The 25,502-nt window shown below is 65.3% G+C and carries 28 protein-coding genes; 19 read left to right on the top strand and 9 right to left on the bottom strand.

Annotated features, from left to right (window positions below):
• Window positions 1–24 precede the first annotated feature (24 nt).
• The 10 genes from HG262_RS00295 to HG262_RS00340 all read left to right on the top strand — a co-directional run bounded on the left by HG262_RS00295 (window position 25) and on the right by HG262_RS00340 (window position 7,300).
• Complete coding sequence (locus HG262_RS00295; RefSeq protein WP_006225301.1) at window positions 25–516, top strand: low molecular weight protein-tyrosine-phosphatase; 492 nt, start codon at window positions 25–27, stop codon at window positions 514–516.
• A gap of 193 nt (window positions 517–709) precedes the next feature.
• Complete coding sequence (gene iscR / locus HG262_RS00300) at window positions 710–1,252, top strand: Fe-S cluster assembly transcriptional regulator IscR (RefSeq protein ID WP_035213312.1); 543 nt, start codon at window positions 710–712, stop codon at window positions 1,250–1,252.
• 21 nt (window positions 1,253–1,273) lie between these two features.
• On the top strand, window positions 1,274–2,485 hold the full coding sequence (locus HG262_RS00305; RefSeq protein ID WP_169269123.1) for an IscS subfamily cysteine desulfurase: 1,212 nt from the start codon (window positions 1,274–1,276) through the stop codon (window positions 2,483–2,485).
• Between the two features lie 33 nt (window positions 2,486–2,518).
• Window positions 2,519–2,923, top strand: coding sequence for a Fe-S cluster assembly scaffold IscU (gene iscU / locus HG262_RS00310; RefSeq protein ID WP_169269124.1), 405 nt, complete (start codon window positions 2,519–2,521; stop codon window positions 2,921–2,923).
• 2 nt (window positions 2,924–2,925) lie between these two features.
• Entirely contained in the window at window positions 2,926–3,249 is a 324-nt protein-coding gene (iscA, locus tag HG262_RS00315) for an iron-sulfur cluster assembly protein IscA (protein ID WP_006225296.1), read from the top strand.
• Window positions 3,250–3,252: 3 nt separating this feature from the next.
• Window positions 3,253–3,765 carry a Fe-S protein assembly co-chaperone HscB gene (gene hscB, locus HG262_RS00320; protein WP_169269125.1) on the top strand — a complete coding sequence of 171 codons (513 nt, stop codon included), beginning with the start codon at window positions 3,253–3,255 and terminating at the stop codon, window positions 3,763–3,765.
• 72 nt (window positions 3,766–3,837) lie between these two features.
• Complete coding sequence (gene hscA, locus HG262_RS00325) at window positions 3,838–5,700, top strand: Fe-S protein assembly chaperone HscA (protein ID WP_169269126.1); 1,863 nt, start codon at window positions 3,838–3,840, stop codon at window positions 5,698–5,700.
• Between the two features lie 8 nt (window positions 5,701–5,708).
• Entirely contained in the window at window positions 5,709–6,050 is a 342-nt protein-coding gene (gene fdx / locus HG262_RS00330) for an ISC system 2Fe-2S type ferredoxin (protein WP_006225293.1), read from the top strand.
• Window positions 6,050–6,244 (top strand): Fe-S cluster assembly protein IscX, encoded by a 195-nt coding sequence (gene iscX / locus HG262_RS00335; RefSeq protein ID WP_006225292.1) that lies wholly within the window; start codon window positions 6,050–6,052, stop codon window positions 6,242–6,244. Before fdx ends, iscX begins: the two co-directional genes overlap by 1 nt.
• A gap of 165 nt (window positions 6,245–6,409) precedes the next feature.
• Window positions 6,410–7,300: a methylglyoxal synthase gene (locus tag HG262_RS00340; RefSeq protein WP_169269127.1), complete on the top strand. Its 891-nt coding sequence runs from the start codon at window positions 6,410–6,412 to the stop codon at window positions 7,298–7,300.
• 6 nt (window positions 7,301–7,306) lie between these two features.
• Here the strand turns inward: HG262_RS00340 and HG262_RS30895 are convergent, their stop codons facing one another.
• From HG262_RS30895 to HG262_RS00350, 3 genes are all read right to left on the bottom strand, one after another.
• Window positions 7,307–7,531: a hypothetical protein gene (locus HG262_RS30895; RefSeq protein ID WP_248293179.1), complete on the bottom strand. Its 225-nt coding sequence runs from the start codon at window positions 7,529–7,531 to the stop codon at window positions 7,307–7,309.
• The gene (locus tag HG262_RS30900; RefSeq protein WP_248293180.1) at window positions 7,528–7,779 is read right to left on the bottom strand and encodes a hypothetical protein; all 252 of its coding nucleotides are present in this window, start codon (window positions 7,777–7,779) and stop codon (window positions 7,528–7,530) included. Before HG262_RS30900 ends, HG262_RS30895 begins: the two co-directional genes overlap by 4 nt.
• A gap of 87 nt (window positions 7,780–7,866) precedes the next feature.
• Entirely contained in the window at window positions 7,867–8,670 is an 804-nt protein-coding gene (locus HG262_RS00350; protein ID WP_169269128.1) for an enoyl-CoA hydratase-related protein, read from the bottom strand.
• A 278-nt stretch (window positions 8,671–8,948) separates the two neighbouring features.
• Here HG262_RS00350 and HG262_RS00355 point away from each other — a divergent pair, with 278 nt between their 5' ends.
• The 8 genes from HG262_RS00355 to HG262_RS00390 are packed head-to-tail and all read left to right on the top strand — an operon-like array spanning window position 8,949 to window position 17,436.
• Window positions 8,949–9,773 carry an ABC transporter ATP-binding protein gene (locus HG262_RS00355; RefSeq protein ID WP_169269129.1) on the top strand — a complete coding sequence of 275 codons (825 nt, stop codon included), beginning with the start codon at window positions 8,949–8,951 and terminating at the stop codon, window positions 9,771–9,773.
• Window positions 9,773–10,651, top strand: a complete 879-nt coding sequence (locus tag HG262_RS00360; protein ID WP_169269130.1) for a branched-chain amino acid ABC transporter permease — start codon at window positions 9,773–9,775, stop codon at window positions 10,649–10,651. The genes HG262_RS00355 and HG262_RS00360 overlap by 1 nt, the downstream gene beginning before the upstream one ends.
• 3 nt (window positions 10,652–10,654) lie before the next feature.
• Entirely contained in the window at window positions 10,655–11,692 is a 1,038-nt protein-coding gene (locus tag HG262_RS00365; protein ID WP_169269131.1) for a branched-chain amino acid ABC transporter permease, read from the top strand.
• Between the two features lie 48 nt (window positions 11,693–11,740).
• On the top strand, window positions 11,741–12,919 hold the full coding sequence (locus HG262_RS00370) for an ABC transporter substrate-binding protein (RefSeq protein WP_169269132.1): 1,179 nt from the start codon (window positions 11,741–11,743) through the stop codon (window positions 12,917–12,919).
• 34 nt (window positions 12,920–12,953) lie between these two features.
• Entirely contained in the window at window positions 12,954–13,772 is an 819-nt protein-coding gene (locus HG262_RS00375) for an ABC transporter ATP-binding protein (protein ID WP_169269319.1), read from the top strand.
• Window positions 13,769–15,625, top strand: coding sequence for an AMP-binding protein (locus HG262_RS00380; RefSeq protein WP_169269133.1), 1,857 nt, complete (start codon window positions 13,769–13,771; stop codon window positions 15,623–15,625). The genes HG262_RS00375 and HG262_RS00380 overlap by 4 nt, the downstream gene beginning before the upstream one ends.
• Window positions 15,622–16,776 (top strand): thiolase family protein, encoded by a 1,155-nt coding sequence (locus HG262_RS00385; RefSeq protein ID WP_169269134.1) that lies wholly within the window; start codon window positions 15,622–15,624, stop codon window positions 16,774–16,776. The genes HG262_RS00380 and HG262_RS00385 overlap by 4 nt, the downstream gene beginning before the upstream one ends.
• Before the next feature lie 6 nt (window positions 16,777–16,782).
• Entirely contained in the window at window positions 16,783–17,436 is a 654-nt protein-coding gene (locus tag HG262_RS00390; RefSeq protein ID WP_169269135.1) for a TetR/AcrR family transcriptional regulator, read from the top strand.
• Here HG262_RS00390 and HG262_RS00395 read toward each other — a convergent pair.
• The 4 genes from HG262_RS00395 to prfB form a co-directional block, all read right to left on the bottom strand.
• The gene (locus HG262_RS00395; RefSeq protein WP_169269136.1) at window positions 17,420–17,740 is read right to left on the bottom strand and encodes a preprotein translocase subunit TatB; all 321 of its coding nucleotides are present in this window, start codon (window positions 17,738–17,740) and stop codon (window positions 17,420–17,422) included. The genes HG262_RS00390 and HG262_RS00395 overlap by 17 nt on opposite strands.
• A 15-nt stretch (window positions 17,741–17,755) precedes the next feature.
• Window positions 17,756–19,279 carry a lysine--tRNA ligase gene (lysS, locus tag HG262_RS00400; RefSeq protein ID WP_169269137.1) on the bottom strand — a complete coding sequence of 508 codons (1,524 nt, stop codon included), beginning with the start codon at window positions 19,277–19,279 and terminating at the stop codon, window positions 17,756–17,758.
• Window positions 19,280–19,289: 10 nt separating this feature from the next.
• Complete coding sequence (locus HG262_RS00405) at window positions 19,290–20,045, bottom strand: SDR family oxidoreductase (protein WP_169269138.1); 756 nt, start codon at window positions 20,043–20,045, stop codon at window positions 19,290–19,292.
• Window positions 20,046–20,089: 44 nt separating this feature from the next.
• A protein-coding gene (gene prfB, locus HG262_RS00410; protein WP_100220410.1) for a peptide chain release factor 2 occupies window positions 20,090–21,194 on the bottom strand; the annotation gives its coding sequence in 2 pieces (ribosomal slippage) (window positions 20,090–21,112 and window positions 21,114–21,194; 1,104 coding nt in all).
• Between the two features lie 253 nt (window positions 21,195–21,447).
• Here prfB and HG262_RS00415 point away from each other — a divergent pair.
• On the top strand, window positions 21,448–22,758 hold the full coding sequence (locus HG262_RS00415; RefSeq protein ID WP_169269139.1) for an MFS transporter: 1,311 nt from the start codon (window positions 21,448–21,450) through the stop codon (window positions 22,756–22,758).
• Between the two features lie 63 nt (window positions 22,759–22,821).
• Here HG262_RS00415 and recJ read toward each other — a convergent pair whose 3' ends face one another.
• On the bottom strand, window positions 22,822–24,522 hold the full coding sequence (gene recJ / locus HG262_RS00420; RefSeq protein WP_169269140.1) for a single-stranded-DNA-specific exonuclease RecJ: 1,701 nt from the start codon (window positions 24,520–24,522) through the stop codon (window positions 22,822–22,824).
• The gene (locus tag HG262_RS00425; protein WP_169269141.1) at window positions 24,504–25,448 is read right to left on the bottom strand and encodes a hypothetical protein; all 945 of its coding nucleotides are present in this window, start codon (window positions 25,446–25,448) and stop codon (window positions 24,504–24,506) included. The genes recJ and HG262_RS00425 overlap by 19 nt, the downstream gene beginning before the upstream one ends.
• Window positions 25,449–25,502: the final 54 nt, after the last annotated feature.

The following is a 25,502-nucleotide window of genomic DNA, read 5'->3' on the forward strand; positions in this document are numbered from 1 at the left end:
GGGTTTTCCCGCACACTTACTCCCATGATGACCAAGGTACTTTTCGTTTGCATGGGCAATATCTGTCGCTCGCCGAGCGCAGAGGGCGTGTTTCGCCATTTGGTGAACGACGCGGGTTTGGGCGATGTAGTTCGCATCGACTCCGCGGGCACGCACGCGTTTCATATCGGCGAGGCGCCTGATGCCCGGGCGCAGGCTGCGGCGCGTAAGCGCGGCTACGAGATCACGCACTGTGAGGCGCGTCAGGTCACCGCGGAAGATTTCCGCGACTTTGATCTTATTCTCGCCATGGACTGGGACAATCTGTCCGCCATGCAGCAGCAGTGCCCCAAAACCTATCAGCACAAATTGATGCTGCTGATGCGCTTCGCCAATGAGTTCGAGGAGGCCACCGTGCCCGATCCGTACTATGGCGGCGCCGACGGTTTCGGCAAGGTGCTCGATTATCTGGAAGACGCCTGTCAGGGTGTTCTTGAACTGGTCCGTAAGCGCGCTACACAGTACCAGGCGGCTTGACCGTTTTTTCCGTAGAGCCGCCCATTGTGCGGCTCTCGGGGTACTTGGCAGTGAAAAAACCGCGCAGATGCGCGGTTTTTTCTAGCCGGGAGCCATACCAAATTAGTCGGGAATAGGCTATACTTGACCCAATTACTCGGGTATTGACCGCTGGATTCGCTGGCGGCCATTGCCGATTCACAGGGAACCCACCATGCGGCTAACTACCAAAGGGCGTTTCGCCGTGACTGCCATGATCGATCTGGCTATGCGGCAGCATAGCGGCCCGGTCACTCTTGCGGCCATCAGCCAGCGTCAGAATATTTCGCTTTCCTATCTGGAACAGCTCTTCGGGAAGCTGCGCCGCCACGAGCTCGTGGACAGCGTGCGCGGCCCGGGTGGCGGTTACTCGCTTGCGCGCCTGGCGCGCAACGTGACCGTCGCCGACATCATCTTCGCGGTCGACGAACCGCTGGACGCCACCAGCTGTGGCGGCAAGCGAGACTGTACGAGCGGCAACGACGGCAAGCCGGGCAAGTGCATGACGCACGAGCTCTGGGCCACGTTGAATCGCAAGATGGTCGATTACCTGGATTCGGTGTCCCTGCAAGATCTGGTTGATCAGCAGCGCGTGCGCCAATTGCAGGAAGCCAACAATCAAGCGCAGGCCTGCGCGGTACGTGTGAATCGGGTGGGGGGCACCAATGCCGCCGCGAATGCCCCGACCACGACCGTCGCCGCCAATGCCACCGTATAAGCAGTATCAGGAGTTGTAGAAATGACCACCCGCCCGATTTATTTTGACTATTCGGCCACGACGCCCGTCGACCCCCGCGTCGTGGACAAGATGGTGCCTTGGCTGTATGACAATTTCGGCAACCCGGCATCGCGCAGCCACTCGTTTGGCTGGGATTCGGAAGAAGCCGTCGAACGCGCCCGCGAAGAAGTCGCCAAGCTGGTCAACGCCGACCCGCGCGAGATCGTCTGGACCTCCGGCGCGACCGAATCCGACAACCTGGCCATCAAGGGCGCCGCGAACTTCTACGCGGAACGCGGCAAGCACATCATCACCGTCAAGACCGAACACAAGGCGGTGCTGGATACCTGTCGCGAGCTGGAGCGCCAAGGCTTCGACGTCACGTATCTGAATGTGAAGGATGACGGCCTGATCGACCTGGACACCTTCAAGGCCGCGCTGCGCCCCGACACCGTGCTGGTGTCCGTGATGATGGTGAACAACGAAATCGGCGTGGTCCAGGATATCGAAACGCTGGGCGAGATCTGCCGTGAAAAGGGCATCATCTTCCACGTGGACGCCGCACAGGCAACCGGCAAGGTGGAAATCGACCTGCAAAAGCTGAAGGTCGACCTGATGTCGTTCTCGGCTCACAAGACGTACGGCCCGAAGGGCATCGGCGCGTTGTATGTGCGCCGCAAGCCGCGCATCCGCATCGAAGCGCAAATGCACGGCGGCGGCCACGAGCGCGGTTTCCGCTCGGGCACGCTGGCCACGCACCAGATCGTCGGCATGGGCGAAGCGTTTCGCCTGGCCCGCGAAGAAATGGGCACCGAAAACGAGCGCATCCGCATGTTGCGTGACCGCCTCTGGAATGGCCTGTCGCAGATCGAAGAGGTCTACCTTAACGGCGACATGGACCAGCGCGTGCCGCACAACCTGAATGTCAGCTTCAACTATGTCGAAGGCGAATCCCTGATCATGGCGATCAAGGAACTGGCCGTATCCAGCGGTTCGGCCTGCACGTCGGCCAGCCTGGAGCCGTCCTACGTGCTGCGGGCGCTGGGCCGCAACGACGAGTTGGCGCACAGTTCCATCCGTTTCACCCTGGGCCGCTTCACGACCGAAAAGGAAGTGGACTTCGCCATTGAATTGCTCAAGAGCCGCGTCGGCAAGCTGCGCGACATGTCGCCGCTTTGGGAAATGGCCAAGGAAGGCATTGACTTGAACACCGTGCAGTGGGCCGCGCACTAAGCGCCCGCGCCAAGAAATACGTGGAGAAATAACATGTCTTACAGCACTAAAGTCCTGGATCACTACGAAAACCCGCGTAACGTCGGTTCGTTCGACAAGTCGGACGACTCGGTGGGTACCGGCATGGTCGGCGCGCCGGCCTGTGGCGACGTCATGAAGCTGCAGATCAAGGTGAATGAAGCCGGCGTCATCGAAGATGCGCGCTTCAAGACCTACGGTTGCGGTTCGGCCATTGCCTCGAGCTCTCTGGTGACCGAATGGGTCAAGGGCAAGACGCTGGACCAGGCGATGAACATCCGCAACACGCAGATCGCCGAAGAACTGGCATTGCCGCCCGTGAAGGTCCATTGTTCGATCCTGGCCGAAGACGCGATCAAGGCCGCGGTGCAGAACTACAAAGAAAAGCATTCGGTTCCGGCCGAAGCGGTGGCAGGCTGACCATGTCCGTTACCCTGACCCAACAGGCTGCCACCCATATCGGGCGCTACTTGCAGAAGCGCGGAAAGGGTATCGGCTTGCGGCTCGGCGTTAGGACGACGGGCTGCTCCGGCATGGCCTACAAGTTGGAATACGTGGACGACTCGGCGCCGGAAGACGCCGTGTTCGAGAGCTTTGGCGTGAAGGTCTTCATTGACCCGAAGAGCCTGGCTTACCTGGACGGCACCGAGCTGGATTACGCCCGCGAAGGCCTGAACGAAGGTTTCAAGTTCCGCAACCCCAACGAGAAGGCGACCTGCGGCTGCGGCGAGTCGTTCACGGTGTAAGTCTTGGCTGGAGACGACCACTTCAGCCTGTTCGGCTTGTCGGCACGCTTCGACCTGGACGCGCAAGCGTTGGAAAGCGCGTGGCGTGCAGTCGCCGCGCAGGTGCATCCCGACCGCTACGCCACGGCCAGCCCCGCGGAGCGCCGCGTGGCCATGCAATGGGCCGCACGCGCCAACGAAGCGTACCGCGTGCTGCGGGACCCTTTGCTTCGCGCGCGCTACCTGTGCGAACAGGCGGGCATTGACCTGCAGACCGAGAGCAACACGTCCATGGACACGGCTTTCCTGATGCAGCAGATGACGTGGCGCGAGATGCTGGACGATGCGCGCGACGACGCCGATGCCCTGGCCGCCTTGCAGACCGAGTTGGAAGCCGCGCGCATCGAGATGCGCGCCACGCTGACGCGCCTGCTGGACAACGAGCGCGACTACGCGGCTGCCGGGCTGAAGGTCCGGGAATGGATGTTCGTGGAAAAGCTGGCGCAAGAGCTGGCGCACGCGCAGCCCGCTGGATAGTCCAAGCCGCGCTGGGGCGCCCGTGACGCGGGGCCCTGGATTTCGCCGCCTACTGAGCAGAAAAATACAATCATGGCCTTATTGCAGATATCCGAGCCCGGCGAGTCGCCCGCGCCGCACCAGCGCAAGCTGGCGGTCGGGATTGATCTGGGCACTACCAATTCCTTGGTCGCGGCGGTGCGCAGCAGCGTCGCGGAAGTGCTGCTTGATGCAGAAGGCCATGCCTTGCTGCCATCGGCGGTGCGCTATTTCCCCGGCGGCAAAGTCACCACCGGCCGCGAGCCCCTGGGCCAGCAGGCCGAGGACCCCTTGAACACCGTCGTGTCGGTGAAGCGTTTCATGGGCCGTTCGCTGGAAGAGGCCCGCGCCACGCGCGCCCCGTATGAGTTCGTGGATGCGCCCGGCATGGTGCGCATTCGCACGGCGCAGGGCGATCTGAGCCCGGTTGAAGTGTCGGCGCAGATTCTGGCGGTGCTGCGCCAGCGCGCCGAAGACGTCCTGGGCGATGACCTGGTGGGCGCGGTCATCACCGTGCCGGCGTACTTCGACGACGCCCAGCGGCAGGCGACGCGCGACGCGGCCCGCCTGGCGGGCCTGAACGTGTTGCGCTTGCTGAACGAGCCCACGGCCGCCGCGATCGCCTACGGCCTGGATCACGCGTCAGAAGGCGTCTATGCCGTTTATGACCTGGGCGGCGGCACCTTCGATATTTCCATCCTGCGCCTGACCCAAGGCGTGTTCGAAGTGATTTCCACGGGCGGCGACACCGCGCTGGGCGGAGACGATTTCGACGCGCTGATCGCGGACCACGCCGTGGCCAAGCTGGCTGCCGGCGAGTTCTCGCCGGCCGACCGCCGAGGGCTGCTGATGGCGGCGCGTGCGGCGCGTGAAGCGCTGTCCGATGCCGAATCTACCAGCCTGAAGCTGGCGCTGTCGGACGGGCGCGACGTGGACCTGGTCCTGACGCGCGCAGAGTTCGAAGCGCTGGCGCAGCCGCTGGTGGAACGCACGCTGGATTGCGCGCGCCGCGCCCTGCGTGACGCGTCGCTGAAGCCGGCCGATGTACGTGGCGTGGTGATGGTGGGGGGCGCGACGCGCATGCCCGTCGTGCGCGCCGCCGTTGGCCGCGTGTTCGGCACAGAGCCGTTGATTGATCTGGATCCCGACCAGGTGGTGGCGCTGGGCGCGGCGTTGCAGGCCAATCTGCTGGCGGGCAATCGCGCGCCGGGCGAAGACTGGCTGCTGCTGGACGTGATTCCCTTGTCGTTGGGGCTGGAAACGATGGGTGGGCTGGTCGAGCGCGTGATTCCGCGCAACAGCACCATCCCCGTGGCTCGCGCCCAGGAGTTCACGACGTTCAAGGACGGCCAGACGGCCATGAGCATCCACGTGGTGCAGGGCGAGCGCGACCTGGTGGCGGATTCGCGTTCGCTGGCCCGGTTCGAACTGCGCGGGATTCCTCCGATGGTGGCGGGCGCCGCACGTATCCGCGTGACCTTCCAGGTGGACGCGGATGGCTTGCTGAGCGTCACGGCGCGTGAACAGAGCACGGGCATCGAAGCCGCCGTATCGGTCAAGCCGTCGTATGGGCTGACCGACGACGAGATTGCGCAGATGCTGGCCGACAGCGTCGCGCAGGCCGACACGGATGCACGCGCCCGCATGCTGCGCGAGCAGCAAGTGGACGCGCGCCAGTTGGTGGAATCCGTGCAAGCGGCCTTGGCCGCCGACGGCGACCTGCTGGACGCGGAAGAACGCAAGCAGGTCGACGAATGCCTGCAAGCCGCCATCGCCGCGCAGTCCGCGCAAGATACGGATACCGTGAAAGACGCAGTGCAAGCGCTGTCGGCCGCGACGGACGACTTTGCCGCGCGGCGAATGGACCGCAGCATCCGTGCCGCGCTGGCGGGCCGCAAACTTGATGAGATCGCCTGATTAGACGTATGCCGAAACTGACTGTATTGCCTCATCCCGATTACTGCCCCGAGGGCGCCGTGATCGAAGACGCGCCCAAGGGCGTGTCGATCTGCCGTGTCTTGCTGGACAACCACATCGACATCGAACACGCATGCGAGCTGTCGTGTGCGTGCACGACCTGTCACGTGGTGATCAAGCAGGGCTATTCCGCGCTGGAAGACGCGACGGATGACGAAGAGGACCTGCTGGACAAGGCCTGGGGCCTGACGCCGACCTCGCGCTTGTCGTGCCAGGCGCTGGTGACGGATACCGACCTGACGGTCGAGATCCCCAAGTACACCATCAACCACGCGAAAGAGGGCCATTGATGAAGTGGACCGACACCTACGATATCGCCGCCGCGCTGGTCGACGCGCATCCGGACGTGGACCCCAAGACGCTGCGTTTCACGCAACTGCGCGAATGGGTCATGGCCTTGCCTGAATTCAGCGACGACCCCGCCCACTGCGGCGAGAAGATCCTGGAGGCCATCCAGATGGCCTGGATCGACGAAGCGGACTGACCGACGCCACCGAAACGCTCCCTCCTGGGAGCGTTTTTTTTCCTTGGGGGCAGCACGCTGCGAAGCGTGGGGACTCTCTTCGATTTGCGCCGGCCTGGCCGCGGTCATGACGGCCACGGTATCATCAAGGCTCTGCTCGTTGATCCTATTAGCCTGAGTCTACCGATGCCCGCTGCCCAATTGCGTTTTGGCCTGGCCGCCAATCGACTGCACCACGAAAGCCCCGATGCCGCCTTGTTTACCTGGCTGCGCGCGTGTTCCTCCACCATACGCGAGCTGGGCGTGCAACTGCACACCGTCGGCCGCACGCATGATGCGATTGTCCGCGAAGGCATGCTGCAGGGCTATAGCGGCTTGATCCGCTACCCGTACGGGCGCGAGGGCGGCTTGATGAAGCTGGTGGCCCGCGTGACCGAGGGGCGTGACGGGCAGGCGCCGTTCGACGGCGCGATCTACCTGATCGACCCGGTGGACCCGTCTTCGATTTTTCCCGAGGCGCTGGCATTGAAGCGGCAATGCATCACGCATGGCCGGCCGTTTATTTCGACCTTGGCCGGGGCGATCGAATGGATGGAAGTCGAACGCGTGCACGCCGGGTTGGCGCCGGATATGTCGGCTTCGCGCCTGTTCAACTTCACGGGCCAGACTTTGGCGATGATTGCCCACGATGCGTTGAAAGACGAGATGGTGGCGTTCGCCAGCGAGCATTTCGACGTGCTGTCGCAGTTTGCGCGGCGTGTGGCCACGGGCACGACCGGCGGCCGACTGAACGAACTGGCGTGGTCGCGCGGCTGGCCCAAAGACACCCCTTGGGTGCACCGCTACCTGAGTGGGCCGCTGGGCGGCGACGCGCAGATCGCGGAGCTGGTGCTGGAGCATCAATGCCAGCGTGTGATCTTTTTCGAAGATCCGCACGTCGCACGCCAGCACGAGGCCGACATCCAGCTACTGGAACGCGCCGTGCGCGTGGTGACGGAATCGGCCACCTGCGCCACCTCGCCAACGGTGGCGCGGCGTTGGGCGCAGGCGGTGGAAAAGCGCGCCGGCCTTATCTGACAGCGGTTATGCAGGCTGCCGGCCGTCGACGATGATCCGGCTAACCTGACCGGCCACGGCCGAGGCCGCCATCGACAGCGGCAAGGCGTCCGAGCGGCAAAGATAGACCGGGCGGGTCATGCGGGGCTTCTTTGTGCGGTGTAGCACCACGTCCCCGCGCATCGCTTCCGCCCGCACGGCCTCATACGACAGGATCGTGTGCGCCAGGCCTGCCTGAACCCGTTCTATCAATTGCGGGTCGCGTTGGCTTCGGCGATGACGCGGAAAGCTGCGCGCTCCTGTTGCTGATAATGGTCCAGCAGTCTGCCTAGGCTGTGCGGGTTGGGGGGCAGCACCAGCGGTGATCGTGCCAGCGCCAGCAGATCTGCAGCGCGCGGCTTCGCGCGGTTCCGGGGTGAGGGCGGAGACACCGCCACCCGTCCCTCGTCGATTAAATGCTGAACCATGGACATCGACATCGCCAGCGAGGTGTTCTGCAATGCCGCGGCGACGCCTGACGCCGCCGAAGGCCTGGCCGCCTTCGTGGAAAAGCGCGCCGGTCTGGCGCGGCCCGCCGGCCTGATCCGTCATTCGCCCTTGAAATCGGGCGCGCGTTTTTCGAGAAACGCCTGCACGCCTTCGGCGAAATCGGCGCGCGACGCCGAATCCAGGAAGCGCGCCGTCTCTTCTGCGAGTTGGGTTTCCAGTGAGGCATGCTCGGCCGAACGCAGCAGGTCCTTTGCGCCTGCGATGCCGTGCGGCGCGTGGTGCGCAAGCGCTTCGGCGTAGGCCTTTGCCGCAGTGTCCAGTTCACCTGCGGGCGCGACGCGGGTGAGGATGCCCCAGGCCAGCGCATCGCTGGCGGTGAAGGCGTCGTGGCGCAACAGCAGGTCCAATGCACGCCGGGAACCCAGTACGCGCGTCAGCCCGTACGTCATGCCTGCGTCGGGCGTCGCGCCCAGTTTCAGGTAGGCAGTCATGAAACGGGTGCCTGCGTCGGCGATGGCGAGGTCGCACGCCAGCACCAGCGACAGCCCGGCGCCGGCCGCCACGCCATGCGCCTGCGCCAGCCAGATCTTGTCCATGCGCCCGATGCGGGAGATGAAATCATTGAGCGGCGTGAAGAGGTCAAGAAGCGTGGCACGCACTTGGGCGGGTTCGCCCGAGAACATGCTGATGTCGCCGCCGGCGCAAAACAGCTTGCCCTCAGCGCGCAGGCGCACCACGCGGATTTCCTTGCGTGCTTCCAGCCACTGGGCGGCTTGTTGAAGATCGCGGGCCATGGCGACATCAATGGCGTTCATTGCATCGGGACGGTTCAGCGTCAGCGTGGCGAGGGCGCCTTCGGCCTCGATCAGCAGCGTCTGGAACGTGGGAAGTCCTTGGGTCATGGCGTGTCTCCGATATCGGGTAAGTACCAACTGTCGATCCAAAAACCGCGATGCTATGGTCTGAACCGAGCGCTTGCTTGGTTTTGTTTTAAGCACGCTTAGCGTACTGCATGAAAGCACTGCATGGAACTGCCGCATTGAACGATTTTCCGGCGCTGGTCTGGCGTAGGTAAAGACAGGTTCGTTGCATCTCCTGCCTCGTGGGTCGCCTGATTCATCGCCTTAAAAAATGTCCGCCTCAGGCGGCAAGCACTTCGCGAAAAAAAGCGAGGAGACAAATGGTGGATCAGTCCGAGCAGCCTCCCTTGCTGGAGGTGGATGGGGTGACCTTGGCTTTTGGCGGGGTCAAGGCGTTGACCGGCGTGGGCTTTCGCGTGGCGCCGGGGTCCATCACTACGGTCATCGGCCCGAACGGCGCCGGCAAGACTTCGCTGTTCAATACCATTTCCGGTTTCTACAAGCCGGCGGCCGGGCAGATCCGGTTCGATGGGCGCGACATCACGCGCGTGGCCGCGCCCGAACGCGCCAAGCTGGGGCTGGCGCGCAGTTTCCAGAATATCGCGCTGTTTCGCGGCATGACGGTGCTGGACAACATCAAGCTGGGCCGCCATGCGCACCTGCGCACCAACGTGTTGGACGCCTTGTTCTACCTGGGCCGGGCGCGCCGTGAAGAGATGGCGCTGCGGGCCGACATCGAAGAACGCATCATCGACTTCCTGGAGATCGACCACATCCGCCACGCGCCGGTGTCGGCGTTGTCCTATGGCCTGCAAAAACGCGTGGAACTGGCGCGTGCGCTGGCCATGAACCCCAAGGTGCTGATGCTGGACGAACCCGTGGCGGGCATGAACCGCGAAGAGACGGACGACATGGCGCGCTTCATCCTGGACGCCCGGTCCGAATGGGGCGTGACCGTGTTGATGGTGGAGCACGACATGGGCATGGTCATGGACTTGTCGGACCACGTGGTAGTGCTGAACTTCGGGCAAGTGATCGCGGACGGCACGCCGGGTGAGGTGCAGGCCAATCCTGAGGTCATCAAGGCCTATCTGGGGGCAGGCGATGTAGGCGACCTGCGCCGCCGCTTGAGGGAGGCGGCCTGATGGACATGCTGTTCTTCCTGGAAGTGACGCTGGCCGGGCTGGGCAGCGGCGGGCTGTATGCGCTGGCTGCGCTGGCCTTCGTGATCGTCTACAAGGCGACGCGGGTCGTGAACATCGCCATCGGCGAATTCCTGATGCTGGGCGCCTACGTGTTCTATGCGTTCGCGACGGGCATGGAATGGCCGATCTGGCTGGCGATCATCGGCGCCGTGGTGGTGTCGGGCGCCTTGGGCGCGCTGGTCGAGCGGCTGACGATACGACCCATGCTGGGCGAGGCCCCGATCTCGGTGTTCATGGTGACCGTGGGGCTGGCGTCCATCCTGGTCGGCGCCGTGGAATTGATCTGGACCGCCGACCAGCGGCGTTTGCCGGAGTTCATGCCGCGCGCGCCGGTGATGGTGGGCGAGGCGTTCGTGGCGCCCAAGGTGTTCTATGGATTCTGGGTGGCAGTGGTGCTGGCTCTGCTGGTGCTGGTGGTGTTCCGCTACTGGCGCGGCGGCGTGGCCTTGCGCGCCACGGCGTCGGACCAGGGCGCCGCCTATGCCATGGGCATCAACGTGCCCCGCGTGTTTTCGCTGGCCTGGGTGGCGGCGGGCGCGCTGGCGGCGGTGTCGGGCGTGATCGTGGGCGCCATCGGGGGCATCTCCTCGTCGATGGGCGTCTTCGGCCTGTCGGTGCTGGTGGTGGTGATCGTGGGCGGACTGGACAGCGTGGCGGGCGCCCTGGTCGGGGGCGTTTTCATCGGTTTGCTGGAGGCCTGGGCGGGCGCCTATCTAGGAGGCGAGTACAAGTTGCTGGCCACTTTCATCGTGCTGGTCGTGGTGTTGATGGTCAGGCCCTACGGCCTGTTCGGCACCCGTGAAATCGAGAGGCTCTGACCCATGCGCATCGCGACTGCGAAACAGACCTACCTGGCCGACGAAGCGCTGTTCGACACGCGCACCCAGTATGTATGGCTGGCGTTGCTGGCGGCGTCGTTGGTGCTGTTCCCGTTCGTGGCCGACGCATACTGGCTGTACCTGGCGTGCCTGGTCGCCATCAATATCGCCAGCGCGACGGGGCTGAACATCTTGACGGGCTATACCGGGCTGGTGAGCCTGGGGCAGGCGGCCTTCATGGGGCTGGGCGCCTACACGGTGGCCGTCATGGAGTTGCGGCTGGGCACGCCGGTACTGGTCAACCTGCTGGGTGGCGGCGTGGTCGCGATGCTGGGCGGTTTGCTGGTGGGCATTCCCTCGCTGCGGGTAAAAGGGCTGTACCTGGCGATCGCCACGATCGCGGCGTCGTTCATCGCCCATTTCATTTTCGCGAACTGGCAGTTCACGGGCGGGACCAGCGGGCTGCAGGTACCGCCCGCACGGTTGCTGGGCGTGGATCTGGATACGTCGTTCAAGATCTATTGGCTGATTGTGCCGGTGACGGTGCTGATGGTGCTGGGCGCGGCGAATCTGTTCCGCACGCGCATCGGCCGGGCCTTTATCGCCATCCGCGACCGCGATATCTCGGCGGAAGTCCTGGGTATCCGGCTGCTTCGCTACAAGCTGTTGTCATTCGGCCTGTCGTCCTTCTATGCGGGCGTGGCGGGCGGCCTGTGGGCGTACTTCTTCCGGGTGGTGACCCCCGAGAGCTTCCCGCTGATCATGTCGATCTTCTTCCTGGCCGCGATCATCGTGGGCGGCATGGGGTCGATCCTGGGTTCCATCCTGGGCGCCGTATTCATGACGATGGTGCCTGAACTGCTCAAGCTGATCGTGGGCTGGCTGCCGGTGGGCGGCGACGCGTTGCGGCTGGTGTCGCCCGTGCGCACGATCGTTTTCGGCCTGCTGATCGTGGGCTTTCTGATCTTCGAGCCCCATGGGCTCGCGGAAATCTGGCGGCGCGTGCGTCGCTTCTTCCACCTGTGGCCATTCCGGACCTGAGCGCCGACTGGCCGTTTGCATGACCCATAAGACCCAAGGAGACACACCATGAAGCGCATCCGGTTAGGCAGCGGTTTATCGAGGTTGTTGGCCCCGTTGGGCCTGGCGGCGGCATTGGCGGCGCCTGGGGCGCAGGCGGCGGACGATCTGGTGCTGGGCGGATCGATTCCGCTGAGCGGCGTGTTCGCCTTTGCCGGCCAGGGCATCCATGCGGGCATCACCGACTACGTGAAGATCGTCAACGATCAGGGCGGCGTGAAGGGGCGCAAGTTGCGCTACGTGCCGGAAGACACGGCGTACAAGGTGGATGCGTCGGTGGCGGCGTTCAAGAAGATCACCAGCCAGAACAAGGTGAATTTCTACTACGGCGATTCGACGGGCTTCTCCAAGACCATCAACGCCGAGTTGAACCGCACCGGCGATATTCTGATGACGGGGGCATCGTTTGCCACCGAGCTGAACGATCCCGCCAAGTATCCGGCGCAGTTCATGCTGGGGCCGGACTACACCGAGATGTTCGGCATCCTGTTGCGCTATATCGCCAAAGAGCAGCCCGGCGCGAAGGTCGCGTTCGTATATTCCGATACGGAATTCGGCCGCGATCCGATCGCCAGCTCGCGCGCCGTGGCCGAAAAGCTGGGGTTGAAAGTCGCCACCGAGATCATGACGCCGCCGGGCAGCGTGGACGTGTCGACCGAGGTCATCAAGCTGCGCCGAGCCGATCCCGATTTCACGATCTTCCATGGCTACGTGCTGGCGCCGATTCCGGAATTCGTGGGGCAGGGCAAGCGCATGGGGTTGAAGACCCGTTACATGGGCACCTTCTGGACGATGGACAACTCTACCGTGATGCAGATGGGCGAGGATGCCGAGGGCTTCATGGGCGTGATGCCGTACCGCTACTACTACGACACGGAAGGCGATGCGCCGATGCTCAAGAAGATCCGCGAAATGCGTCCGCAGTACCAGAGCACCGGCTACATGCAGGGCTTCCTGGCAGCCATGCTGTTCACGGAAGTCGCCAAGCGCACGTTGGACGCCGGCAAGGAGCTGACCAGTGCCAACATGAAGGCTGCGCTGGACGGCATCAAGGACTTCGACACGGGCGGCCTGATCGGCGTGCCGATTTCGATCAAGGGCAATTCCATCCCGGTGGGCCGGATCTATCGCGCCGACGTGAAGCAGAAGCAGATGGTGCCCGCGTCCGATTGGATCGTGCTGAAGTGAGGCGACTGTGAGCCAGGGACTTGACGCGCAAGCCATGACGACGGCGCCGCCTGCGGCGGTGCTGGACATCAACAATATCGAAGTCGTCTACAACAAGGCGGTGCAGGTGTTGCGCGGCCTGTCCCTGTCCGTGCCCGCCGGCAGCATCGTGGCGCTCTTGGGCAGCAACGGCGCCGGCAAGTCCACGACGCTGAAGGCGGTGTCCGGGTTGCTGGACCTGGAGGACGGCGCGCTGGTGCGCGGGCAGATTGTGTTCAACGGCGGCGATACGGCGGGCGCCAAGCCGCAGAACCTGGTGCGGTCGGGGCTGGCTCATGTGATGGAAGGGCGGCGGGTGTTCGAGGACCTGACCGTGGAAGAGAACCTGGTGGCGGCGACCTATGCGTTGACCGGCCGGCCGGGCGCGAAAGTGGATTTCGACCTGGTCTACGGCTATTTTCCGCGCCTGTTCGAACGCCGCCGCGGCCTGGCAGGTTATCTGTCGGGCGGCGAACAACAGATGCTGGCCATCGGCCGTGCGCTGATCGCGCAGCCCAGGCTGATGCTGCTGGACGAGCCGTCGCTGGGCCTGTCGCCCATGCTGGTCGAAAGCATCTTTTCCATCATTGCCCGCATCAACGCCGAGCAGGGCGTATCGATGCTGCTGGTGGAGCAGAACGCGTCCGTGGCGCTGGCCGTGGCGCACTACGGCTACATCATGGAGACGGGCAAAGTGGTGATCGACGGCACCGCCGACAAGCTGGCGGCGGATCCCGACGTGCGCGAGTTCTACCTGGGCGTGGGCGGCACGGGCGAGGCCCGCGGGTTTCGCGACATCAAGCACTACAAGCGCCGCAAGCGCTGGCTGTCATGAAGGACAAGAGCGTGATCGCTTCTCTCGATACGGCCGTGTGGCCCGGACTGACCTTGCCCCAGATGCTGCGCGAGCAGGCGCGGCGCCAGCCATCGGCCATCGCCATCCGGCAAAAGGACTTCGGTATATGGAAGCCGCTGACGTGGGCGGACTATTGGCAGCGCGCCTGCCGCGTCGGGCTGGGCTTGCGGGCCTTGGGCTTGAGCCGGGGCGGGCGGGTGGCCATCGTGTCCGAGAACCGCGTGGAATGGTTGCTGACGCAATTGGGCGCGGGCACTGTTGGCGGCGTGGCGGTGGGTGTATACCCCACCAGCCCCGCCGAAGAGATGGGCTACGTGCTGGAGCATGCGGACGTGGAACTGGTGGTGTGCGAGGACCAGGAGCAGACCGACAAGGTGTTGCAGGTGGCCAGCCGCCTGCCGTTGTTGCGGCGTATCGTGATCGTGGAGACCAAGGGCCTGCGCTCGTATGCGCCGGCCGATCGCGCGCGCATTACGACGTTTGCCGAGACCGAGGCCGACGGCACCGGGCGGGAAGCGGCGGAGCTGGCCGCATTGAATACGGCGCTGGACGCGCAGGGGCTGGACGACACTGGCCTGATGATCTATACGTCGGGCTCCACGGGCAAGCCCAAAGGGGCGATGCTGAGCTATCGCAACATGCGCGGTGTGGCGCCGGGCATCGCGGACCGGCTGTCGATGGATGCGCGCAGCGTGCACCTGTCGTACCTGCCGCTGTGCCATGTGGCCGAACAGATGCTGTCGACCTTCGTGCCGCTTTACCTGGGTTCGCAAGTGAACTTCGGCGAATCCATCCGCACGGTGCAGGAAGACCTGCGCGAGGTGGCGCCCACCATTTTCCTGGGCGTGCCGCGCATCTGGGAAAAGCTGCATGCGTCGATATCGATCAAGATGCAGGAAGCCGGGCGCGTGCAGCAATGGCTGTACCGCCGGGCGTTGGCGGCGTGCGCGCCGTTCCTGGAGAAGTCGCCTGCGCAGTACACCGCGCGCGAACGCCTGACGCATGCGCTGTGGTACTGGCTGGTGCTGCGCGCCTTGCAGAACTTCATCGGCTTGCGGCGCGTCCGGGTGGCGATGACGGGCGCGGCGCCGATCCCGCCGGATGTGGTGCGCTACTTCCGCACTCTGGGCGTGCCGTTGCTGGAGGTCTATGGGCTGACGGAGTCGGCCGGCATGATCTTCGGTCAGCATCCCGACCGCGTGAAAGTCGGCACGGTGGGCGAACCGATCCTGGGCGTGGATTGGAAGATGGGGGAAGCCGGCGAACTGCTGGTGCGCGGCGACATGGTGTTCCAGGGCTACTACAAGCACGCCGAGGCGACCGCCGACACCGTGCGGGACGGCTGGCTGCACACGGGCGACGTGGTGGCCGAGCAGGACGGCCGCGTCCGTATCGTCGACCGCTTGAAGGACATCATGATCACCGCAGGGGGTAAGAACCTGACGCCGTCCGAGATCGAGAACGCGGTCAAGGGCAGCCCCTACGTGAAAGAGTGCATCGTGATCGCCGATGGCCGCAAGTACGTGTCGGCGCTGATCCAGCTGGAATTCGACACCGTGGGCAAGTGGGCGGAATCGCGCCGCATCGCGTTTACGCATTTCCGGTCCCTGGCCGAATGCGCGCAGGTGCGCGAGCTGGTCCAGCAGGAGGTGTCGCGGGCCAATGCGGGCCTGGCACCCGTGGCGCAGATCAAGCGCTTTCATCTGCTGACCAAGGAACTGGACCACGACGACGGCGAGGTGACGGCGACGATGAAGGTCAGGCGCGCCAGCATCTACCGCACCTACGCCAACGAAATCGAAACGCTGTACGTTGAGGAGACGCTGGCATGAACGAAGCCGTGATCGTGGAAGCAGTGCGCACGCCCTTCGGCCGCCGCGGCGGGTGGTGGGCCGACACGCGCCCGGATACGCTGCTGGCCCAGACGGTGCAGGGGCTGCTTGCGCGCGCTGGACTGCCGGGCGCCAAGGTCGAGGACCTGATCGCCGGCTGCGTCAGCCAGGCGGGCGAGCAGGGCGCCAACATCGGTCGCCTGGCGGCAATGCTGGCGGGCTTGCCGGAAAGCGTGCCGGGCGTGGCCCTGAACCGCATGTGCGGGTCCAGCCAGCAGGCGGTGCATTTCGGTGCGCAGGCCATTGCCGCCGGCGACATGGGGTATGTGGTGGCGGGCGGCGTGGAGAGCATGAGCCGCGTGCCCATGTTCCTGGACGTGACGTTGGGGCAAGGCGAGTTCCGCGGCTTTGAGTCGCTGAACCCCGCGTTGCTGGAGCGCTATCCGCTGATCCATCAGATCGAAAGCGCGGAGCGCATTGCCGACCATTGGCAGCTGTCGCAGGCGGCGATGGACGAGTGGGCGCGGGAAAGCCATGCGCGCGCCTGGGCGGCTGCGAAAGCCGGCAGGCATGCGGAATTGCTGCCGGGTCCGCAAGGAGCTGGGCTGCGGGATGAAGGCGTCCGCGAGACGACCGACCCGGCCCGCATGGCGGCCATGGCGCCTGCGATGCGTGCCCCGGGGCTAGGCGGCGTGACCGCCGCCAATGCCAGCCAATTGGCGGACGGCGCGGCGGCGGTCCTGCTGGCCGACCGTGACACCGCGCTGGCCGACGGCTTGCGGCCACGTGCGCGATTCCTGGCGCGGGTGGTGGTCGGATCGGATCCCGTGATGCAGCTGACCGGCGTGATTCCGGCCACTCGGCTCGCGCTGGCGCGCGCGGGCCTGGCGCTCGAGGACATCGACTGGATCGAGATCAATGAGGCCTTCGCCAGCGTGGTGCTGGCTTGGCAACGTGAACTGGATGCCAAGCTTTCGCGTGTGAATCCGTGGGGCGGCGCGATTGCGCACGGACATCCGCTGGGCGCGACCGGCGCCGGGCTGATGGCCAAGATGTTGACCGGGCTGGAGGCAACCGAAGGCGAGTTCGGCTTGCAACTCATGTGCATCGGCCATGGCATGGCGACGGCGACCATCATCCAGAGGCTGTGAGCGCACATGGAAAAGACAGAAGCCACCGCGCCGCGAGAAGAGGGCGCGGATTCCGAACGTCGCCGCGAGCTGGTGCTGGCGGCGGGCAGGCTCTTCTGCAAGCACGGCTACGAGCGCACGACGGTGCGCGAATTGGCGCGCGCCGTCGGCCTGCAGTCGGGCAGCCTGTTCCATCATTTCCGCAGCAAGGAAGAGATCCTGGTGGCGGTCATGAACAACGGCATCCAGGAAGTGATCGACGATGGAGAGCGGGCGCTGGCGCGGTACGACGCGCCGGCCGACCGGCTGGCGGCACTGTTCCGGGTCCACATGTGGAGCATGCTGCACGGCGCTGGCGGCGATGCGATGAATGCGCTGGTGTATGAATGGCGCAGCTTGTCGGCAACTAGCCAGTCGGCCGTGAAGGCGCTGAGCGACCGCTACGAGGCCATGTGGCAATCGGTCGTGTCGGATGCCGTGAACGCCAGGCTGGTCAAGGGCGATGCGCGCGTCATCAAACGCTGCGTGCTGGGGGCGATGAACCTGACGGTGCAGTGGTACAAGCCCGGGGGACGGCTGGCGCCCGCCGAGTTCATTGATGCGATGTTGCTGGCGGCTTTGCCGACCCTGCCGTCAGGCGTCGGGATGTGGCCGGTGGAAGCCGTCAGCCGCGGCGCTTGAGGAATGCGCCGACGGCGCAGGCAGTGCCCAGCGCCAGCAGCGAGCCCGACACGGGAAGCAGGAAGTCCGCCTCGCCGTGATAACCGCCGCCGGTGACGCCGCCCGCCACGCCGCCCATCCACAGCAGGGCGGTCAGCAGCGAAGCGACGACCGAGATCGCGGCGGCGATGCACAAGGCGATAAAAACCGGCCGGCGGGGCCGCACGGGCTGGTACGGCGAGGCCGGCTGGATGCGGCGGGGTTGCTTGATCCAGTAGACCAGGCCCGCCACGACCAGCAGCAGCATCAGGATCTTGAAGATCATGATGCGGTCCGCTGCTTAGTCTTCACGGCGCAGGTGCGGGAAGAGGATGACGTCGCGGATGCTGGGGCTGTCGGTCAGCAGCATGACCAGGCGGTCGATGCCGATGCCGCAGCCGCCCGTCGGAGGCATGCCGTATTCCAGGGCGCGAATGTAGTCCGCATCGTAGAACATGGCTTCTTCGTCGCCGGCGTCCTTGGCTTCGACCTGCGAGCGGAAGCGTTCGGCCTGGTCTTCCGGGTCGTTCAGCTCGGAGAAGCCGTTGGCGATTTCGCGGCCCGTCATGAACAGCTCGAAACGCTCGGTGATGCCTTCGCGCGTGTCGGAGGCGCGCGCCAGCGGCGACACTTCGACCGGGTAGTCGATGATGTAGGTCGGGTTCCAGAGCTTGGCTTCGGCGGTTTCTTCAAACAGCGCCAATTGCAGCGCGCCCAGGCCGGCGCGCGACAGCACGGGGCCGTCGGCGTCCGCGCCCAGCTTCTTCAGTTCGGCGCGCACGAAGGCGGCGTCATCCAGCTGCGCCTGGGTGTAGCCCGGCGCGTACTTGAGGATGGCTTCGCAGATCGTCAGGCGGTCGAAGGGCTTGGACAGATCCAGTTCGCGTTCGCCGTAGGTGAGGACGGCGCTGCCGGTGGCCGAGATGGCGGCCTGGCGGATCAGTTCTTCCGTGAAATCCATGAGCCAGCGGTATTCCGCGAAGGCCGCATAGAACTCCATCATCGTGAATTCAGGGTTGTGACGCGGGCTGACGCCTTCGTTGCGGAAGTTGCGGTTGACTTCGAACACGCGTTCGAAGCCGCCGACGATCAGCCGCTTCAGGTAGAGCTCGGGCGCGATGCGCAGGTACATTTCCATGTCCAGCGCGTTGTGGTGCGTCACGAAGGGCTTGGCCGCCGCGCCGCCCGGGATCGGGTGCAGCATGGGGGTTTCCACTTCGAGAAAGCCGGCGTTCAGCATGAATTGGCGGATGCTGCCTACGGCCTTGCTGCGCGCTTCGAACGTGCGGCGCGTGGCGTCCGTCATGATCAGGTCGACGTAGCGCTGGCGGTAGCGCAGTTCCTGGTCGGCCACGCCGTGGAACTTGTCCGGCAGCGGGCGCAGCGACTTCGACAGCAGGCGGGCGGTGGCAGCGTGCACCGACAGTTCGCCCTTGTTCGTCTTGAAGACCGACCCTTCGATCGCGATGATGTCGCCGATGTCCCATTGCTTGAACGCGGCGTAGTTGTCTTCGCCCAGCGTGCCGCGGTCCAGGTAGATCTGGATGCGGCCGGTGCTGTCTTGCAGCGTGGCGAAGCTGGCCTTGCCCATGACGCGCTTGAGCATCATGCGGCCGGCGACCTTGACGGTGACGGCGGCGGCGGCCAGGGCTTCCTGCTCTTGGCCGTCGTACTGGTCATGCAGGGCCGCGGCGCGGGCGTCCGGAACGAAATCGTTGGGGTACGCGACCCCGGTTTCGCGCAGTTTGGCCAGCTTGGCGCGCCGTTCGGCGATCAAGCGGTTTTCATCCTGGGCGGGGGCCGGAGTGGTCGAGTGGTCGGTCATGGTCGGGGGATCAGTCGTAATTGCGGATGTCGTCGATTTCAGTCGTGCCGAAATCTTCGCGATCCAGGTAGGCGAGGATGCGGGAGGCCACATTGGCGGGCGAAGCCAGCTTGCCCGTGGCGTGGAAGTCCTGGAATTTGGCCAGCGCCGGGAAGCTCTCCGGGTCGCTGGAACGGATGGTCGCCTGCATGTCGGTGTCGACGATGCCGGGAGCCAGCGCGACGATGCGCGCGCCGTCGGCGCCTTGTTCTTGCTTGACTACGCGCGAGTACATGTCGAGCGCGGCCTTGGTGGCGCAGTACACGCCCCAGCCGGCGTTCGGGTTGCGGCCCGCGCCGGAGGAGATGTTCAGCACGCGGCGGTCGGCCGCGAGGTCTTCGACGGCGGCCAGGAAGCGCGCGGTCAGCAGCATGACGGCGGTGACGTTCAGGTTGAACGCCGTGGTGATTGCCGCGCTGTCGATCAGCGCGTCGGTGCCGGTGACAGGGTGGACCGTGCCGGCGTTGTTGATCAGCAGATAGCGGCGGGCGTCGCGCGGCAGGGCGGCGCAGATGCGTTCAGCAGTGGCCTCGGCCGCTTTCAGGTCCGAGAGGTCCACGGACAACTGTTCCAGCTGCACGTCTTGCGAGCGTGCGTAGGCGGTCAGTTCAGGGTCTTCGCGGCGGGCCAGCGTGATCAGGCGGGTGCCCGGTTTGGCCAGACCGCGCGCCATGGCGGCGCCGATGCCGCGCGATGCGCCGGTCAGGATTGCGATGGTGTCAGACATTCGTGGACCTCTGGAGTGCGGTTAGCGGAAGTATCGCGACAGACTTAGACGCCTTGCTTCAGGCTGGCCTGGATGAAAGGATCCAGGTCGCCGTCCAGCACTTTCTGCGTGTTGGAGATTTCGACGTTCGTGCGCAGGTCCTTGATGCGGCTCTGGTCCAGGACGTAGGAGCGGATCTGATGGCCCCAGCCCACATCGGTCTTGGAGTCTTCCAGCTTCTGCTGTTCGGCCATGCGGTTGCGCATTTCCAATTCGTAGAGCTTGGACTTCAGCATCTGCATCGCTTCGGCGCGGTTGCGGTGCTGCGAGCGGTCGTTCTGGCACTGCACCACGATCCCGGTAGGAATGTGGGTCAGGCGCACGGCGGAATCGGTCTTGTTGATGTGCTGGCCGCCCGCGCCGGACGCGCGGTAGGTGTCCACGCGCAGGTCGGCGGGGTTCACATCGACTTCGAACGAATCATCGACTTCGGGGTAGACGAACACGCTGGCGAACGACGTGTGGCGGCCGCCCGACGAATCGAACGGGCTCTTGCGGACCAGGCGGTGCACGCCGGTTTCGGTACGCAGGTAGCCAAACGCGTACTCGCCTTCGATCTTGATCGTGGCGGACTTCAGGCCCGCGACTTCGCCTTCGGATTCTTCCAGGATTTCAGCCTTGAAGCCCTTGCGTTCGGCGTACTTCAGGTACTGGCGCAACAGCATCGAGGCCCAGTCCTGCGCTTCCGTGCCGCCCGCGCCTGCCTGGATGTCCACAAAGCAGTTCAGCGGATCGGCCGGATTGGAGAACATGCGGCGGAATTCCAGGTCTTCGAGCTTTTCCTGGTAGCCGTCGGCGTCCACTTCGATGGATTCCAGCGTGGAATCGTCGTCGTCGGCCTTGGCCATTTCGAACAGTTCGTTGGCGTCCGCCAGGCCCGTGCCCAGCCCCGTGAGCGTTTCCACCACGGTTTCCAGCGCTTTCTTTTCACGGCCCAGGTCCTGGGCGTGCTTGGGGTCGTTCCAGACCGCCGGGTCTTCGAGCTCGGCGTTTACGACTTGCAGGCGTTCAGCTTTGGCATCGTAGTCAAAGATACCTCCGTAGAGCCTGTTCGCGCTCCGCGTAATCGGCGAGGCGGGCTGCGAGCTGGTTCTGACGTTCGGCTTCCATGATGATCCTGTCCTGATGACTTTTGTGCGAAACCTGGCATTTTACCGTGGTTGGCCCAACTGCGCGGGCGTGTGTTGCAAGAAAGGGGACGGATGTGTCTCTAGGGGTTTGCGCGTACGGGGCCAAGTTGTTCAGTTTTTTGTCACCGTGCGCGCTCTAGGCTGGGTTCGACGGCTGTTACGTCCCCGTTCAGGGAACGTGCCGCCGAGCCGGCAACCCGCCGGAAGATCCCGCCAGAGGACAGGAGACATAGATGGAAAACACGATGACCCCCGGGGTCACGCCGGCGATCCCGGCGAGTGAGGAGGACCGCATCTACCGCAAGGTGGGTTGGCGGTTGGTGCCGTTATTGGTGGTTTGCTATGTCGTGGCCTACCTGGACCGGGTGAACGTGGGCTTCGCCAAGCTGCAGATGTTGCAGGAGCTTCAGTTCAGCGAAACGGTCTACGGGCTGGGCGCGGGCATATTCTTCATCGGCTACTTCATCTTCGAGATCCCCAGCAACATCATCCTGCACAAGGTGGGGGCACGGATCTGGATTGCGCGGATCATGATCACCTGGGGCATCATTTCGGCCTGCATGATGTTCGTGACCAGCGTGCACATGTTCTACGCGCTGCGTTTCCTGCTGGGCGCGGCCGAGGCCGGGTTCTTCCCCGGCATCATCCTGTACCTGACCTACTGGTATCCGGCGGCGCGGCGCGGGCGCATCACGACATTCTTCATGACCGCCGTGCCCATGTCGGGCCTGATCGGCGGCCCGATCTCGGGCTGGATCATGTCCACGTTCCATGGCGACCACGGCCTGTCGGGCTGGCAGTGGCTGTTCCTGCTGGAAGGCATCCCGTCGGTGGTGATCGGCGTGCTGGTGCTGATCTATCTGGATGACCGCATCAACAAGGCCAAGTGGCTGACGGCGTCCGAAAAGGCTGTGCTGATCCGCAACATCGCAGCGGAAGAGCAGCAGAAGGAAGATCCGCCGATCCGCGCGGCGCTGACCCGTCCGCGCGTCTGGGCCATGGCACTGATCTACTTTTCGTTCGTGATGGGGCTGTATGGCGTGGGCTTCTGGATGCCCAGCCTGATCAAGAGCACGGGGGTGCAAAGCCCGCTGGCGATCGGCCTGTTGACCGCGATCCCCAACCTGTTCGCCGTGATCGGCATGATCTTGATTTCGCGCAACTCCGACCGGTTGCGCGAACGCCGTTGGCATGTGGCGCTGCCGGCGTTGTTCGGGGCGGTGGGCCTGTTCTTCTCGGCCGTCTGGAGCGGCAATACGGTTCTGGCGATTCTGGCGCTGACGGTGGCCAACATCGGCATCTGCACGGTGTTGCCGCTGTTCTGGAGCCTGCCGACCGCGTTGCTGGGCGGCACGGCCGCCGCCGCGGGCATCGCGCTGATCAACTCGGTGGGCAACCTGGCGGGCTTCGTCAGCCCGTATCTGGTGGGCTGGTTAAAGGACCTGACCGGCACGACCAATACCGGGCTGTACATGCTGTCGGGCTGCCTGGTGGTGGGCGCGCTGGTGGCGCTGGCGCAGCCGGCCAGGCTGGTCAACAAATAACCGGATCTGCCCTGGGGGCGGTACAGACGGCGGGGGCTTGAAAGAGCCACCCGCCGTTTAGCGTCATGCCGCGTGTTCGATGACCAGTTGCACCGACACCATGCCGTTCCAGACGTTCTGCTCCAGGCGGTAGGCGGCCTGGATCTGTTCGGGCAGCGACTGGTCGTGGCCGAACCAGATGGCGTCAAAGCGCTGGTGGCCGCGTTCCAGCGACAGTTTCAGGTGTTTTTCCCCCACCAGGCGCTGGTTGCGCACGGTGAACTCGTCCAGGAACAACGGGGCGGCGAAGCCAGCGCCCCAGACCTGTTGCTGCAGCATGCCCGCGACGTCGGCATTGGCGTAGCCGGACTCCAGCGACCCGTCGGTTTCGATGACGGGTTCGAAGGTGTCGCGCCCGGTCAGTTCGCGCACGGCAGCGTCGAACGCGGGGGCGAAGGCCGGGAAGTCCTCGCGGCCCAGGGTCAGGCCCGCGGCCATCGCATGGCCGCCGAACTTGCGGATCAGGTTGGGGTGGCGTTTGGACACCAGGTCCAGTGCGTCGCGCAGGTGCACGTCAGGGATCGAACGGCCGGAGCCGCGGATCTCGTCGTCGCCCGCCGGGGCGAAGGCCAGCGTGGGACGCCAGAACTTTTCTTTCAGGCGCGACGCCACCAGGCCTACTACGCCTTGGTGCCAGCCGGGGTCGAACACGCAGACCGTGGCGCCCGAGGCGGCATTGGGTTCTTCCATGGCGGCCAACGCCTGCTCGCGCATTTCAGCTTCGATGGTGCGGCGTTCGCGGTTGATGTTGTCGAGCTCGCGCGCCATTTCCAGCGCCTGGGCTTCGTCATCGGTGGTCAGGCAGGCGATGCCCAGGCTCATGTCGGCCAGGCGCCCGGCGGCGTTGATGCGGGGGCCCAGCGCGAAGCCCAGGTCGAAACCGTTGGCGCTGCGGGGCTCGCGGCCGGCCACGGCGAACAATGCGCGCAGGCCGGGTTGCAGCCGGCCGCTGCGCATGCGCTGCAGGCCTTGCGTGACCAGCAGGCGGTTGTTGGCGTCCAGCTTGACCACGTCGGCCACCGTGCCGAGGGCGACCAGGTCGGATAGCGTGTCCAGGCGCGGGCCACCGTCCGCCGCATAGACGCCGCGCCGGCGCAGCTCGGCGCGCAGCGCCAGCATCATGTAGAAGATGACGCCCACGCCGGCCAGATTCTTGGACGGAAAGCCGCAACCCGGCTGGTTGGGGTTCACGATGGCCAACGCGTCGGGCAGGGTGTCGCCCGGCAAGTGGTGGTCGGTGATGACGACCCCGATGCCGGCCGCGTTGGCGGCCGCCACCCCGTCCACGCTGGCGATGCCGTTGTCCACCGTGATGATGATGTCGGGCTTGCCGCTGCGGTGCCGGACGGCCAGATCGACCACGGCGGGCGACAGGCCATAGCCGGTTTCGAAGCGGTTGGGCACCAGGAAGTCGACGTCGGCGCCCATGGCGGACAGGGCGCGCAGCCCGACGGCGCAAGCGGTGGCGCCGTCGCAGTCATAGTCGGCCACGATCAGCAGCTTCTTGCCGGCTTGCAGGGCGTCGGCCAGCACGCCGGCGGCATGCGCCGAGTGCGTCAGGCCGGCGGGCGGCAGCAGCGACGGCCAGGCCAGTTTGGTCTGGTCGGGGTGGGTGACGCCGCGGGCGGCCCACAGGCGGGCGAGCAGGGGGTGGATGCCCGAGGCCTCCAGGATGTGACAGGCGTCCAGGTCGGCCGGACGGATGGTTAAGCGGGGTGTGACCACCAGGCGCTCCAGTTTTTCTTGGGCGCGGGCAGCAAGCCAAGCAGGCCCCCGCGCGGTTTCAGGGTAAGGGCGACCGTGCGGTCGTCGCCCAGCAGCAGCAATTCCGTGGCGGTGTCGGGCACGCCTTTCTTGCCGGCCAGCGGCCGCAGATGCTGGGCATCCAGTTCGGCAAGCGCGTCCAGCCAGGCGGACCAGTCGCCCGTGCGTTGCGGCGCGTCCAGCCCGGTCAGTACGCGTTCGGGGCCCGCTGGCGCGATGGGCCAGGGCGTGCCGCCGCCATACAGCCACAAAGCGTTGACAGGCGCCACGCCGCGAGCAGCCCGCGCATCGTTGACGGGGTGTTCGTGCCACGCCATCTGTATTTCGTTAAGCAGCCGCCGCCACGGACGCGTTTCCGTATCCTGGCGCCACCAGTCGTTCAGTCGCTGGCCGGCCACCACCAGCGGCGACGCGGTCTGCGGCCGCAGCCCGTCGGGCAACCGCAGGCGCCACCGCTCAGGGGACAAGGCCTCCACGGTAAAACCGGTGCCGTCGAACAGCGGGCGGGCCGTGTCCAGCAACGCAGCGGTTTCCGCGGGCAAGAGGTCCATCTGGACGGGGTCCAGCAGGTTGGCGTGGTCGGCCCCCAACGCCAGGTGGACCAGTTCCGCCAGCCAGACGGCTTCGCCGGCGGGCGCCTGGCGGGCGGCCAGCAACGGTCCCAGGCCGGCGCCTTGCAGCAGGCCGGGTTCGGGCGTGTAGCCCGCACGGGTCAGTTGCCAGGATTCGAAGGCCGTGCAGCCGTGGGCACGCGCGTCGAAGGCGGCGGGCCGGGCGGCGCCAGCCAACAGCCAGCTATGCAGCGTGGGCGCACGTTCGGGCAGGAGCTTGGCCAGTTCGGCGGCAACGGGAAGGGCGGGCAGGGCACCCGGAATGACGATCAGCATGGCGGGATTGTAGTCCGCGCGGAGCCCGGGAACTAAGCGGCGGCGGCGACTGCC

Source organism: Achromobacter sp. Bel, assembly GCF_012928505.1.
Lineage (GTDB): Bacteria > Pseudomonadota > Gammaproteobacteria > Burkholderiales > Burkholderiaceae_B > Achromobacter.